Raw genomic sequence first — 14,863 nt, 5'->3', positions numbered from 1 at the left:
TCTAATTTATTTTTCGAGAATACTGAGAGCATTTTCTAAATCGTCTTTTAAATCTTCAAAGTCTTCAATTCCGGCAGAATAGCGCACTAAACTGGACGGTATTCCTAACTTCTCCAGTTCTTCTTCTGTTGATTCAACATGACTCGTCGTATTCGCAGGTCCGACCGTTGTTTCCACCGCACCCAGGTTTGCCGCGCGATTGGCATATTCCAGGCGTGGCAATACTTTTCTGACCGCGTCCATACCTCCGTTCAATGAGAAGCTGAAAATACCGCCGTATCCCCTCATTTGCTCCGTTGCGATATCATGGTGCGGATGGGTTTTCAGACCCGGATAGAACAGGTCATCAATTGCCGGATGTGACTGCAGGTATTCAACCAGTTTCTCAGCATTTTCAGTCTGCTTTCTGACTCTTAAATCCAGTGTTTTCAAACCTCTCAACAATAAATATGCGGCATGGGGATCCAACGTCGCACCGTTGATCTCACGGTAGTGGTGTACTTGAGCCACAAGCTCCCTGTCGCCGCACAAAACACCGCCGAGCGCATCTGCATGCCCGCCCAAAAATTTCGTCGCACTATGAATGACGAGGTCGGCACCGAGATCTAACGGACTTTGAAGTATCGGTGTTGCAAAAGTGTTGTCCACGACAACGATTGCACCTGCTTCATGTGCAGCTTTCGCAATTCTCTTAATATCGATGATTTTTACTGTTGGATTCGTCGGTGATTCCAGGTGCACCAGCTTGCATCCTTTTCTGATTTCTTCCTCCAATGCTTCGTGATCATCCGTATCACACAGCACAGCTTCAATGTTCATATGCGGTAAGAAATCACTGAAAACTCTATTCGTACCGCCATACGAGTCTTTAATACTCACTATCCGTTCGCCGGGCTTTAAGAAAGTATAGAACGTATTGCTGATTGCCGCCATGCCTGTCGAAAAACTCGTTGCTGCTTCTGCCCCCTCCAACTGCCTGACCTTATCCTCAAAAGAAGCCACTGTCGGATTCGTATTCCTGGAGTAGATATGTCCTTCCGCTTCGCCTGTTGCCACACTGTACCAGTGCTCGAGATCTGTGTAATCATAAGACACACTGTTAACCACCGGCACCTGCGTTGCACCATGTGCTCTGTAATCCTTTTCCCCTGCCCAAACAGCTTCGGTTGCACGACTCAACTTTCTTGTCATCATCTCACTTCCCCTTCATAATTGTAAACGCTTACATAATTGTATTCCGAGTGTCATTCCTGTTGGAGAAAAGGGTACTTTATCCCTTTCATCCACTATACCATCTAAAGAGTACTTATAAAATAAAAAGCATATTTATTACTTATTTTTTATATTGCCCAAAACTGATACAAGTCTAAATATAAAAGCAGATACAGTGCGCTGTCACTTTCCATAAGGGAAAATCACTATTTTACATTGAATAGGTTATCCATACACAGAAATCTTGTATAATAGTATGTAACATTAAATGGGAGTGTCTATTATGGTTGAGACTTATGAAACAGACTTGAAGGCAAAATATTTAGATTTGCTTGCCAATAGATATGATAACGAAGAAAAAGTGGCGACTGAGATTATGAACCTGGAGTCCATTCTGGACCTGCCGAAAGGGACTGAACATTTTGTCAGTGACTTGCACGGAGAGTACCAGGCATTTCAGCATGTACTCCGAAATGGTTCAGGCAACGTGAGACAAAAAATTGCCGAGCTTTTCAAAGATACGCTGTCCGATGATGAAATCAGCAACTTCGCCGCACTGGTCTATTATCCGGAAGACAAGCTGCAACTGGTAAAAAATGATTTTGAAACCAAAGAAGAATTGGATGACTGGTATATAACGACGATTCACCGAATGGTAGATCTAATTGCACATTCATCCACGAAATATACACGTTCAAAACTGAGAAAAGCACTGCCCCAGCAGTTTGTTTTCATTATTGAAGAGCTTCTTTATAAAACGGATGAAGATGCGAATAAAAAGACATATTACGAAAAGCTTGTAAATCAGATCATTTCTCTCGGGCAGGCGGATAAACTCATCATCGGTCTGTCATATTCCACGCAGCGCCTGGTAGTCAACCATCTGCATGTCGTCGGTGATATATACGACCGCGGGCCTGAACCCGACAAAATCATGGATACTCTGATCGATTACCATTCACTTGATATTCAGTGGGGCAACCATGATGTTCTTTGGATTGGTGCTTATGCGGGTTCTAAAGTGTGCCTTGCGAATATTTTACGGATCTGTGCGCGTTACGACAACTTGAACATTATAGAAGATGCCTACGGAATCAATCTCAGACCTTTAGTCAACCTGGCTGAGAAATATTATGATGACAATTCAGCTTTCCACCCGAAAGTCACTTCGGGAGATGAACTTTCAGAGCTGGAAAAGCTGCAGATCACGAAAATTCACCAGGCCATCGCCATCATCCAGTTTAAACTGGAAGCACCGATAATTAAACGCCGTCCGTTCTTTGAAATGGAAGAAAGGCTTGTACTGGAAAAAGTGGATTATGAAAAAAATGAACTGACGGTATATGGCAATACTTATACTCTTGAAAACACATGCTTCCAGACCGTCGACAGAAATGATCCGACAAAACTGCTGCCTGAAGAAGAGGAAGTCATCAATAAACTGTTACTGTCCATCCAGCAATCTGAAAAACTGAAGAGACATATGAATTTCCTGATGAAAAAAGGCAGCCTTTACTTGAAATATAACGGTAACCTTTTGATTCACGGATGTGTACCGGTCGACGAAAACGGCGAAATGGAATCCATGGAAATCGAAGGTGAAACATTCAAAGGCCGCGAGCTGCTCGATAAATTTGAAGAGTACCTCCGTCAGTCGTTCGTAAACAAAGAAAATACAGATGACCTGGCAACAGATATCGTCTGGTACTTGTGGACAGGAAAATATTCATCACTATTCGGCAAACGTGCGATGACCACTTTTGAAAGATATTTCATCACTGATAAAGCATCCCATAAAGAAGAAAAGAATCCATATTACTACTTAAGGGAAGATGTCGGCATGTGCCGTAAAATGCTGGAGGAATTCAACCTGGATCCAGAACAAGGCAGAATCATAAACGGACACACTCCGGTCAAGGAGATAGACGGTGAAGATCCGATTAAAGCAAATGGCAAGATGCTCGTCATTGACGGCGGGTTCTCAAAAGCCTATCAGAAAACGACAGGCATCGCAGGTTATACACTGCTGTACAACTCGTTCGGCATGCAGCTCGTTGCGCACCAGCACTTCAATACGAAAGAAAAAGTTTTAAGAAACGGCGCAGACGCCCTGAGTGTACGCCGTGTTGTGGACGAAGAACTCAAGCGTAAAAAAGTGCGGGACACGAACATCGGCGTCAAGCTGAAAGAAGAGATAAAGTCTCTTAAAGAGCTGCTCGCTTACAGATACATTCAATAACTTTAAATCAGGAGGGAAATTATGGCTGGTCACAAAATATATTCAATGGCATTCTCAAGCGTATATCCGCATTACATCACAAAAGCGGAGAAAAAAGGCCGCACTAAAGAGGAAGTCGACGAGATTATACGATGGCTGACAGGGTATAGTCAGGATGAACTCGAAAGACAAATTGAAAATAAAACAGACTTTGAAAACTTCTTTGATAAAGCACCTGACATGAATCCATCCAGAGAACTGATAAAGGGAGTAATCTGCGGCGTCAGAGTAGAGGAAATCGAAGAGCCTCTGATGCAGGAAATACGATATATGGATAAACTCATTGATGAACTGGCAAAGGGCAAGAAGATGGAAAAGATTCTGCGATAAACACATAACCCCCTTGAGTGATGCACCCGCTGAGCTCAAGGGGATTTATTTTATTTAGAATTAAGGAGGATAAACATGCAAGTTGTTACAGGTGAAGAGATGCGTGCAATCGATGAATATGCGATTAAAAACATAGGTGTCGACGGCCGAATCCTGATGGAAAATGCAGGCCGTGTCGCCGCAAAAAACATCATGAAAAATTTTCAGCATCAGACATTCTGTGTACTCATCGGCAGCGGCAATAACGGCGGAGATGGTTTTGTAATCGCCAAAGTGTTGAAGGAATATGGTTACGATGTTGAGGTATGCGTCATACCCGACCCCGAAAGAATCAGTGGAGATGCAGACTATCACAAAAACATCTTTCTGAATTCCGGTTTTACTTTCACACAGTATGACAGAGATATTATGAACAATGCAGACATCGTTATCGATACGATGCTCGGTACTGGCATCACAGGTCAGATCAGACCGCCCTATGCAGAGATTTTTCAGGAATTGAACAACTTGGATAACATCATTGTCTCCATAGATATTCCAAGCGGACTGCCTGCTGATGAATCACCGGCACCGGAACATGCATTAAAAGCGGATCATACTCTGATCATCGGACTGCCTAAGTTAAGCTATTACACTTATCCGGCGCGTAATTACTACGGTAATGCGAAAGTAATTGATATAGGCATACCGGCGAGGGCGATTGACAATGCTGTCGAATCCGGAAGAAATGTCTGGAGTCGTAAAGATACTATCAACCATTGGCCAAAGAGAGATGACAATTCCCATAAAGGTTCACATGGAAAAATCGGAATAATTGCCGGCAGCAGCAATATGCCGGGAGCCGCTGTGCTCACCACAACTGCTGCAGTAAGAAGCGGGGCAGGACTCACGGCGCTGAGTACACATAAGGATATCTTTTCCACCATTACGAACCATGCCCCTGAAGCCACGCTTTTCGACAGGAAAGATGACCTGCAGGATTTTATTGAGGATAAAGATGTCATCGCCATCGGTCCTGGCATTGGGGTGAATGATGATACCAGAAGTATGGTCGAGCATCTGATTGATAACTTTGAAGGACCGTTGGTAGTGGATGCGGACGGACTGTCAGAATTACAGATATTGAAAGAAAAAATTAAGAAAAGACAGTATCCCGTCGTCATCACGCCTCATCCCGGGGAAGTGGCACGATTGACTGGTTCTTCTGCAAGCGGAGTTAATCAGAACAGGTTTGAAATTTCCCGGGAAATTTCTGTTGAGTATGGAATGTATGTCGTCCTAAAGGGTCCTAACACTTTAGTGGCTACACCCGCTGGAGAAACATTCATTAATGATACCGGTAATGCCGGACTTGCCAAAGGTGGAAGCGGCGATGTACTGACTGGAATGATTGCTGCATTCCTCGGCAGATATGAAAATACGCAGCATGCGGTCTCCAGTGCAGTATTTATGCATGGTTTTACTGCAGATCATATTTTAAAAGAGGGGATTGGCATTGAAACGATGACTGCTTCTGATATCGTCGATAACCTCAGTAGGGCATTCAGCATTTTTGGTGAATAGATTCTGCTAATTAAGTAAGAAGAGTCTCTGCACCGGTGTGCAGAGACTTTCTATTGATTCTTTTCCAAATCTCTCATCTCTATAAATAATTCGCTTAATTCTTTATCCTGGACGGTATCTGCATACTCCTGCAGCATTTTCATATTTACATGAAGATCAGTTATTTTTCCCAGTTCGTCTTGAATTTTCTTCGCTTCCTTACTGATTGATTTGTAGTCAATTTCGGTCAGCTCACCTAAATATTTTGCACAGTACCTAAGTTTTTTAGCATCTTTTCTAAGCTCATGAACCTCGCTGTAGTCATCAAAATCAAGCGCTTTCCAATCATTACTCATATGCTGATGCTTCTTCTTCAGACGTTTATTGATAAATTGTATCAAGGCTTCCTCATCACGGTATACTTTTTTAAATTCCAATGTGTTAATTTTCGATACTATATTTTCAATTTTATTTTCAACATTGTATTTCTCGACACTTTCTAAAGTCTTTTGCATTTCCTTATCACGTTCCACATTTAAATAAAAGAACAGCTTCTGATACTGGCCGCTCATATCGGGTTTGTCTCTAGCGATATCTGAACATAACCCATCTAAAACATCCGTCTCCCTTAGATCGCCGATCATCAAGGCTATATCTCTCAGCCCCTTATTCAACCTGGCGTAATCCGCTTTATACATCGCTTTTTTAAGGATATTTAAAATCCCACGCAGTTTGCGTGTATTGACTCTTAATTTATGCGCCGTCTCTTCTTTGAAGGGGTTGTTATGAAAATCTTTATATGAATGTCGTACCTTACCTGCACGAGTTGATAATATATGATGTACTTCAGACATTTTCATCATCCTTTATATCCATATACATACCCTTTTAAGGGGCATTTAAAGCCCGGACCGGCGATTTTAGAATGCTTCAAGTGCTCTCATAAATACTTTGTTCTCAAGTTCACTCGGAAAATGTGTTCTGTGCTTTTCAAAGTACACAAGATGTTCTGTCTCTCCTGTTTTAAAAAACTGATATAACTTATTGAAGGGTATTGAATATACACTCGCCTGGCCGTTAAAAATTTCTATCTCATGAGAATCCAGTTCCTGCCCATCTGCATATTTGTACATTGCCTGGAAGCCGTCTATAACCTGCTTATTCAGCTCGTGTCTTTCTATAAGAGCGGCGGAGTAGATGTTTTTAAAATCATTATGCGATTCCTTGTCAATAAAGGCTAAATTCCTCACATAACTTGCCATATAATCATTTTCATTATCAAGAGAAATTTCATTGAATATTTTTTCTGCTGATGACTCCGGGGAAAATAAATAATTGGACGAATTGAACACATCCAATTCATCAAGATTACCTCGCAATAAGCTTAAAAGGCGGCCGCCGTCATTATTTTTAGTCGGAATGGCAGTAGCAATCATTATTACTCCATTCATCAAAATCGTAAAATCCAGAATGTCATTTTCAATACTGAAAGTATATCTGATTCCCAGCAGGAGGACGACAGCAATGAGGTTGAAAATCATACCGCCTGATATATACCACATTGAATCTTTCCTTGTCATTCTGCCTCTGCTTAAAGGTTTGTACATACCGCACACACCCCAGCTGATGTAGGCAGGGATTGAAAAGTACCATCTTTTGTTCATATACATCCCTGCAAAAGAAGAAATCATGAATAATTCCATTTTCCTGGTTTTCGCAAAGAACCAGTGGCCGCATTCGTGATAGAAAACGGTGACTATCCATATACCGATCATTACAAATAAAAATAGTGCGTCAAAATTCGTAGTAAGTTCCAGTGTTATACCCAGTGTAATGATAAATATGACCCAAAACCAATTCGTGTTTAATATATTCTTCATATCGTCCATCCTCATATATTTTTAGAAGATGATAAGACCTAGAGATATGACAAGTGCAGATATGATTATATAGAAAAGATAGGGGAGAGCCTTGTGTATGAATCCATTTTTCTTCGGTGATTTATCTTCACCTTCTAAAAATGCAAGTATATCCTGATAAGTATTGATATCATATTGCGCTTTTAATCTTTCCACTTTGACACTCGCCATAAATGACAGACCGATCAAAACACCTGCAGATATTTTTAAAAGTAATAAATCATATCTAAGGGCAGGCACCATAAGAAACAATCCGAGCATAGATGCGACAAACATGACATATCCATATCTGTTCCAGCTTTTTCTATCGATTTCTTTTTTCATCACATCCACATCTTCATTGACCAGTTCATCCAAAGAAACGTTGAATAAAACGCTCAGAAGCATTAAGTTTTGTATATCCGGGTAACTGCGGTTGTTTTCCCAGTTCGATATCGTCTGTCTGGAAACATAAATTTTCCCCGCCAGCTCTTCTTGTGAAAATTGATCCCTTTCTCTGTATCTTCTTATTTGACTGCCGATCTCCATCGATTTCACCTTCTGATTTTAATTTAGAGGACTATATACCATTAAACTATCAAACTTCTTTTACATGCGATACTTTTATCATGTCAAAACTCTTTTACATACTGAAATATCAACGTTTATCCATTATAACGCCATGCGTTATAAATCACTTTATTAAGTTTTTAATGTTTATCTCTAAAGACTCACATGTTTAGATATAATTGTAAAACGGTAATAATATTGTAAATGGTTTTATGGGGATGAGGCTGAATGAAGTACGCTCTAATATTATTTATATCATTTTTATTTGTTACTGCATGCGGTAATGATGAGCCAAAAGAGTATTATAACCTGGAGTCGGAAATGGATGAAATCGGGGAAATGCTCGACGAGTATGACGTAGTGATATTAGGGGAGCCCACTCATCATTCTGTAGAAATCAGTAAGTTGTTTTCTGAGTTGTCTTTTTATCTGAATGATAATTATGATTTCGACACATATGCCATGGAATTCGGCAGAGACCATGTCGATTTTTATTTGAACTATTTTGAGTCACAAGGTTACACTGAAGATTTTCCTAAAAGAGACTTCATAACCTCAGTTCATCATAATACTGAATTTGACGAAGTCATCCAGCGGTCCCTTGACTCTGAAGTTGAGTTCGAATTAGAGGGGATCTCCAGAATCAGTGCAGGACCTATGGACCGTGAAGTGACTCATGAAGAATTTATAGCTGATGATTTATCGAATTTCAGTAATATAAACGGTGAATTTCTGGAAGCTGAACAAAATATTAAACAGCAGATTCTTTCTATGGTTTATGATTACGAAGAAATAAATTATGAATTTATGGATGAAATGCAAGCCGTCTATGAAAATATTTATAGCAGTGATTACTTCAATGATTTAGACACTATGTCCCAAAATTATATAGAGGGCCGTATCGATTTTCTGGAAAACACTTTATCAGAGGATTATCTTGGAGATTTGGAAATTGAAGATTCACGCGAAGAGTACTATGCCAGGCGCGGACAGGATATGTTTGAAAATATTGAAACACTGATTGAAAATGGACATAAAGTGGTTGTACAAATGCATAATGCACATACAGCCAAACAACTTGGTGAAATCAGTTCACACATCGAGGTTTTAGATTTACGGCACAAGGCACTTAAAAACTCCGTTGGAAATCTGCTTGAAGAATCGGATATCAACACCTTCCATATTGCAACAATCTTTAACGAAGGTGAGGATATTTTTCCTGAAGAGTACGGATATCGCAGTGACACAGTGCCAAGAAAAACTAGAGGCAGCGATTTGGAAAACCGCATCTCTGAATATGAGTTGGATTATGCCGTTGTCAATCTCCATGAGACAGACTGGGCTGACGAAGAGTATTCCACCTATAATGAAGGTCTACCATCACAGGGATTATCCATGGTCCCGAGTGAGCAGTATGACGCGGTTATGTATATTGATTATTTAGAAGAATAAAGTAAAAAGAAGAAGCCATTTTGAATAAAAGATCATTCAAAATGGCTTCTTCATTTGCATGTTGCCATACATTTTTATATGAAAATATCATGCTGTGTTTACGGGATAGATTTTATTGACCAGTACCCGGTTGAGCATCATTACCTTCATCTGTCGCTTCCTGGAAGTGCTGCTTACCACTCTGGATTCTGTTGTCCACTCTACTCTTCGCATCTTTGCCATAGCTTTTAGGATCTTCTTTCACTTTTTCCACTTGGGATTTCGCTTTCTCCTGAACGTTTTGCGCATAACCTTTCGGGTTTTCTTTTGCTTTATTATACTCGTTCATCGCTCTTTCCTGATATTGCCCTGCCTTATCCGTAACTTTGTGCTGAACATTTTGCGCATATCCTTTCGGATTTTCTTTAGCCTTGTTATACTCGCCCACAATCATTTCACGATTCTCTTGCTTTCTTAATGGTAATAACGCTGCCGTTACTGCCAATGCTGATACTACTGCCATAAATATGCCAGCCATCAAAACGAATAAGCCGCCGATTGCGCCGATAATCCCTGTAACTTTTTTTGTCCTTTTATTCATGAGTATCCCACCTCTTAATTTTTAATAACTATAGTAAGTTTGTTGAATATTTACCCATTCCAGAAATGCTTAAACTTCTCTTTTCCTGAATTATCGATAAGAATCATACTAAACGTTATATTTATAAACAGGTATTTGCTTAAAGATATTGCTCAAGGATTTCAGCTTTATAACTGCAGCACCATCTTATGTTCGTCATAATAATTTTTGCCGTCAAACATTGCTCTTGGTTCTGTACCATATGTCTCAAATCCGAATGCTTCATAAAATGCCTTTGCTCTGACATTTTCAGCAACAACTGACAGACTGAGTTGTTCAACACCTTCAATCTCTTTCGTCTTATCAATCAAATAAGTCACAACATCACGGGCAATTCCTTTTCCGCGGTACGCTTTATCGCAGTACATTGCCTGTAAAGATCCTTTGTGACTCGATTTAGGGCCGCCACTTTGTATAAAAGAGGCGACACATACGAGCTGATCTTCATCCAAGCCACCGACAACAAACTGTTCATTCGAACATATCAATCTTTCTCCAAATTTTTCAATCGGCAGTGTGGACTCCAGTTCATATGTAGACCCGAATGCACTCGGATCTGTCCTTAATCCTTTCAGCCTCAGATTACGGTAGTCTTCTGCATCATTGATATTCAGCATTCTGACATTCATAGGCTCATCCTTTACCATCAATATAACGTTTCAAGTGCTTTCCTGTCACTGATTCTTCAACATCAAATATTCCGGGAGGCCTGCCCTCATATAAAATTCTACCGCCGTTACTGCCGGCTCCCGGGCCGATGTCTATCAGCCAGTCAGCGTGGATCATCATCGTTAAATTGTGTTCAACAATGATAACGGTATTACCCGCTTCAATCAATGTTTCAAAACATTCAAGAAGAGTCGGAATATCCTTTTCATGCAGTCCTGTCGTCGGTTCGTCAAAAACATAGACAGTGTCTGACGCATCACTGTCAAGATGCCAGCTGAGTTTCAACCGCTGCATTTCCCCGCCGGATAAAGTGTTCAGTGACTGCCCAAGTGTCATGTACTGCAGACCGGTCTGTTCCAGATGATACAGGCGTTCACGTACGGTTTTATTCTCTTCAAATAAATTAATCGCCTCTTCTACAGTGAGTGCCAATATATCAGCGATGGAATATCCATCTACCTCCGCCTCCAGCACTTCTTCTTTATATCTAGAACCCTGGCACAGTTCACAGACCTGCGAGAGTTCCGGCATGAACGCAAGTTCTGTTTTAATGACCCCTTTTCCGCCGCATTCCGGACAGGCACCTTCAGAGTTATAGCTGAACATGCTTTTCTTCAAGCCTGTTTTCTTACTGAAAAAGCTGCGTATATCATCAAACACATCCATATAAGTCAGAACATTGGATCTGCTGGATGCATGAATGCTCTTCTGGTTGACGAAGATACAGTTTTCATTTGATTTTAAGCCTTCTCTGAGCAGAGTGCTCTTACCTGATCCTGCAACACCGGTGAATACTGTTGTCATATTTTTTGGTATATCAACACTCACATTATCGAGATTGTTTTTAGTAATATTATTAAGCGATATTCTGCCGGCAATTTTTTTATAGTTCTGTTGTAATGAATGTTTCTCTCTTAATGCAGTTCCCGTCGCCGTATTTGATTCCAACAAACCGTCATAAGTGCCCGTAAATGTAATCTCACCGCCGCTTTTACCGGCTCCCGGGCCAATATCTATAACGTAATCAGCTATTTTGATGACGTCCGGATCATGTTCGACGATTAAGACTGTATTCCCTTTATCGCGAATGGATCTGATAATGTCGTTGATCTTGTCTATATCTTCCGGATGAAGGCCGACACTCGGTTCATCTATAATATATACGAGATCCGTCAGGGGACTGTTCAAATGTCTGATCAGCTTAATTCTCTGTGATTCACCGCCGGATAAAGTCGGTGTTTCCCTGTCGAGCGTCAAGTAATTCAAACCGACATGTTTCAAAGCTTTTAACTGTTTCAACAGCGGCTCAATGATGTACTTTGCTTTCTCATCCTCGAGTGATTCCAGAAAAGGTATCGCATCTTCAATAGTCAGTGAAGTAAAGTCTGCGATATTCAAACCTTTGATTTTACACGTCAGCACTTTCTGACTCAGTCTCTGCCCATCACAGGCCGGACAGTCCTTGGAAGTGACAACCCGCTCCACGTCAGTTAAAAACCGCTTCTTTTCAAAATTATCATTTAATAGAAATGACCGTCTGAAACGGTGAATCAACCCTTCATACTTTGCAGTCCTCGGCCAGTTGGCCGGTGGATTTTTGAGCTTTCTGGGTTTTGTATACAGAAATGTCTCCATCTCCTTTTCTGTATAATCTTTCAGTTTTTTATCATTATCGAATAGACCCGTGTATAAATAACGTTTTCCGCGCCAGCTGTCCGGACGGAAAGATGGGAATTTTATCGCATCTTCATTCAATGACCTGTCGAAATCAAGAAGTTCATTCAAATCAATATCTTCAACGTAGCCAAGACCCTGGCACGTGTCGCACATTCCGTTCGGGTTATTAAAAGAAAATACGCTTGAGTATCCGACAAACGGACTGCCGAGTCGTGACCACAGCAGCCGCACCGAAGCGTATATATCGGAAATTGTACCGACTGTCGAGCGTGAATTTCCTCCCAGCCGCTTCTGATTGATAACCATCGCAACAGGCAAGTTCAATATCTGGTCCACTTCAGGTTTCTCATACTGTGTCAGCTGATTCTGAATATAAGTGGAATATGTTTCGTTCAACAGCCGCTCTGACTCAGCAGCGATAGTGTTGAAAACAAGTGATGATTTTCCTGAACCCGACCGTCCTGTAAAGACCGTTAATTTATGTTTCGGTATATCAACACTGATGTTTTTTAAATTATTCTGGTTTGCACCTTTAATATGAATCTGGTTCATTACAAATCACCTCTGAATTATGATTTCTCTCTTGTTTCATATATTAACATTAATCGTCTAAATGAAACTTGGCTGAGATGGGTATAGTTTTATAACAGCTTAATGCACTATTTGAAAGGACGGGGTACCATGAATTATAGTGATGAGGAAATCGAAAAGTATTTCAGACAGCTTGACCGCAGTAAATTTATAGATGATCAAAAAGAACACGCAGCACTCGACAGACCGTTATCGATCGGACATGGGCAGACAATATCACAGCCGACACTGGTATTGACCATGACTTTACAGTTGGATTTAAGAAAAGATGACAAAGTTCTTGAGATAGGGACAGGTTCCGGATTCCAGACAGCTCTCCTCTCAAAGTTTTCACATTCCGTCTATACAGTAGAAAGAATCAGAGCCCTCTATGATTCTGCAAAAAAGAGGCTGTCAGATCTCGGATATTCAAATGTCTATTATCATTATGGGGACGGCCATTCCGGCTGGGAGGAAAATGCCCCTTATGACAAGATCATGGTTACTGCCGCAGCAAAGGAAGTGCCGGAGATATTAATCAATCAACTCGCCCCGGGCGGAAAAATGGTCATCCCTGTCGGTGACTTTCATATGCAGGAGCTCAAACTCCTGGAAAAAGATAAAGACGGAATGATTTCGGAATCGGTCATAGAATATGTGATGTTCGTGGAATTCAGAAAAGATGTGGAGTAGCCCATATAACCCCAGTCATTTAATCACATTAAATCAAGAAGTTAACTGGTATTTATTTTCATACAAGTATACTGTATACAATGAAAACGCATTCTTTCACTGAAAACTCGGTTTTTTCAGAATATAGCTATTATTCTTTTTTTATTGCTAGTATAATGCATTCATTAATATAAATTATTGAGGAGTGTTATTATGTGGCAAGAACCAATTATTGCGACAGTCGGTATATTCGCCCTGCTTGCTTTGGGTGAATATATTTCTGTCATGACACGGGCACGGATTCCCACACTGATGACTGCAATGCTGGGTTTTCTCATCTTTACATGGATCGGTGTATTTCCGGAGGATATTCTTGAATTATCAACACTCCCTGCTTTAGGAGCGATTTTGATTGGCCCGTTGATTGTACATATGGGAACGCTGATGCGTTTTGATATTTTGAAATCCCAGTGGAAAGCAGTCGTCATTGCACTTTCAGGGCTGATCGGTGCACTGACGCTTGTCCTGACTCTGGTCACTTTTATGTTTGATTTTACAACTGCTGCAAGTGGCGTAGGCCCATTGTCAGGTGGCGTCGTTGCACTTCTGATTACGAATGAAAGACTGACTGAACTCGGCATGACTTCTTTAGTTGTCGTTCCTGTATTGGTGTATGCATTCCAGGGTATTGTCGGTATGCCGATTTCCACTTTCTTCATGAAGAGATATGGTCATTTATTCATGACAGGGCAGGTAAATGCTAAAGACACTGCGAAAACTGCTTTAAAAGAAGAGCCTGTCAAATATAAATTTATGGAGAATAATATTCTAAAGTTATTTTTCGTCTTTCTTTTGGCAGCAGTGGGTGTTTTCCTGGGCGATATTACGGGGATACACTTTACGATATTCTGTCTGGTGCTCGGTATACTTGCACTTAATTTCGGGTTCTTTCCAAAAAGTGTTCTTGAATCGGCAAATTCATTCAGCTTTATGATGGTGGCACTGATTTTTGTCATTATCGGTACGATGGCCGACGTTACACCGATGGATGTTGTAAATAATATTCCAAGCGTTCTGGCTATTTTGGCTATCGGTACATTCGGAATACTTGCAGGCGGCTATATTGCTTCCAAAATTGTCGGCTGGCATCCATATAAAGGGATGCCTGTTGCACTGACCGCACTTCTCGGCTTCCCGGCAGACTATATAATCTGTGAAGAAGTCGCACGCAGTGAAACGGATAACCCGGAAGATGAGGATAAATTATTCCAGGAGCTTGTGACACCGATGCTGATCGGGGGTTTTGTGACCGTTACTGTCGCTTCGATATTCATAGCAAGTATCGTGATGAATTTAATTTAAAATAATGGAGGA

At 40.8% G+C, this 14,863-nt stretch carries 13 protein-coding genes; 6 read left to right on the top strand and 7 right to left on the bottom strand.

Features of this window, described 5'->3' with window-relative positions:
- Nucleotides 1–6: 6 nt before the first annotated feature.
- Entirely contained in the window at nt 7–1,191 is a 1,185-nt protein-coding gene (locus ACY8DT_RS06975; protein ID WP_462422238.1) for a cystathionine gamma-synthase family protein, read from the bottom strand.
- A gap of 304 nt (nt 1,192–1,495) precedes the next feature.
- On the opposite strand from ACY8DT_RS06975, the gene ACY8DT_RS06970 reads away from it, so the two are divergent.
- The 3 genes from ACY8DT_RS06970 (at nt 1,496) to ACY8DT_RS06960 (ending at nt 5,383) form a co-directional block, all read left to right on the top strand.
- On the top strand, nt 1,496–3,451 hold the full coding sequence (locus ACY8DT_RS06970; RefSeq protein ID WP_462422190.1) for a fructose-1,6-bisphosphatase: 1,956 nt from the start codon (nt 1,496–1,498) through the stop codon (nt 3,449–3,451).
- Between the two features lie 21 nt (nt 3,452–3,472).
- Nucleotides 3,473–3,820 (top strand): DUF2200 domain-containing protein, encoded by a 348-nt coding sequence (locus ACY8DT_RS06965; RefSeq protein ID WP_462422189.1) that lies wholly within the window; start codon nt 3,473–3,475, stop codon nt 3,818–3,820.
- 75 nt (nt 3,821–3,895) lie between these two features.
- Nucleotides 3,896–5,383: an NAD(P)H-hydrate dehydratase gene (locus tag ACY8DT_RS06960; RefSeq protein WP_462422188.1), complete on the top strand. Its 1,488-nt coding sequence runs from the start codon at nt 3,896–3,898 to the stop codon at nt 5,381–5,383.
- Between the two features lie 50 nt (nt 5,384–5,433).
- On the opposite strand, the gene ACY8DT_RS06955 is transcribed toward ACY8DT_RS06960, so the two are convergent.
- The 3 genes from ACY8DT_RS06955 to ACY8DT_RS06945 all read right to left on the bottom strand — a co-directional run bounded on the left by ACY8DT_RS06955 (nt 5,434) and on the right by ACY8DT_RS06945 (nt 7,809).
- Nucleotides 5,434–6,216 carry a CHAD domain-containing protein gene (locus ACY8DT_RS06955; RefSeq protein ID WP_462422187.1) on the bottom strand — a complete coding sequence of 261 codons (783 nt, stop codon included), beginning with the start codon at nt 6,214–6,216 and terminating at the stop codon, nt 5,434–5,436.
- Nucleotides 6,217–6,282: 66 nt separating this feature from the next.
- Nucleotides 6,283–7,242, bottom strand: coding sequence for a hypothetical protein (locus tag ACY8DT_RS06950; protein ID WP_462422186.1), 960 nt, complete (start codon nt 7,240–7,242; stop codon nt 6,283–6,285).
- 21 nt (nt 7,243–7,263) lie between these two features.
- Entirely contained in the window at nt 7,264–7,809 is a 546-nt protein-coding gene (locus tag ACY8DT_RS06945) for a helix-turn-helix domain-containing protein (RefSeq protein ID WP_462422185.1), read from the bottom strand.
- 249 nt (nt 7,810–8,058) lie between these two features.
- On the opposite strand from ACY8DT_RS06945, the gene ACY8DT_RS06940 reads away from it, so the two are divergent.
- Nucleotides 8,059–9,282, top strand: coding sequence for an erythromycin esterase family protein (locus tag ACY8DT_RS06940; RefSeq protein ID WP_462422184.1), 1,224 nt, complete (start codon nt 8,059–8,061; stop codon nt 9,280–9,282).
- Between the two features lie 112 nt (nt 9,283–9,394).
- On the opposite strand, the gene ACY8DT_RS06935 is transcribed toward ACY8DT_RS06940, so the two are convergent.
- The 3 genes from ACY8DT_RS06935 to ACY8DT_RS06925 form a co-directional block, all read right to left on the bottom strand.
- A complete protein-coding gene (locus tag ACY8DT_RS06935) occupies nt 9,395–9,862 on the bottom strand; it encodes a YtxH domain-containing protein (protein WP_462422183.1) in 468 nt (155 codons plus the stop codon).
- 167 nt (nt 9,863–10,029) lie between these two features.
- Complete coding sequence (locus ACY8DT_RS06930) at nt 10,030–10,530, bottom strand: GNAT family N-acetyltransferase (RefSeq protein WP_462422182.1); 501 nt, start codon at nt 10,528–10,530, stop codon at nt 10,030–10,032.
- Between the two features lie 4 nt (nt 10,531–10,534).
- A complete protein-coding gene (locus ACY8DT_RS06925; protein WP_462422181.1) occupies nt 10,535–12,799 on the bottom strand; it encodes an ATP-binding cassette domain-containing protein in 2,265 nt (754 codons plus the stop codon).
- 129 nt (nt 12,800–12,928) lie between these two features.
- On the opposite strand from ACY8DT_RS06925, the gene ACY8DT_RS06920 reads away from it, so the two are divergent.
- Nucleotides 12,929–13,510: a protein-L-isoaspartate(D-aspartate) O-methyltransferase gene (locus tag ACY8DT_RS06920; protein ID WP_462422180.1), complete on the top strand. Its 582-nt coding sequence runs from the start codon at nt 12,929–12,931 to the stop codon at nt 13,508–13,510.
- 192 nt (nt 13,511–13,702) lie between these two features.
- Nucleotides 13,703–14,851 (top strand): hypothetical protein, encoded by a 1,149-nt coding sequence (locus tag ACY8DT_RS06915; protein ID WP_462422179.1) that lies wholly within the window; start codon nt 13,703–13,705, stop codon nt 14,849–14,851.
- Nucleotides 14,852–14,863: the final 12 nt, after the last annotated feature.

It is taken from the genome of Salinicoccus sp. Marseille-QA3875 (assembly GCF_054950095.1).
Note: the sequence above shows the minus strand (reverse complement) of the source record. Positions and strands in the feature narration are given on the sequence as shown.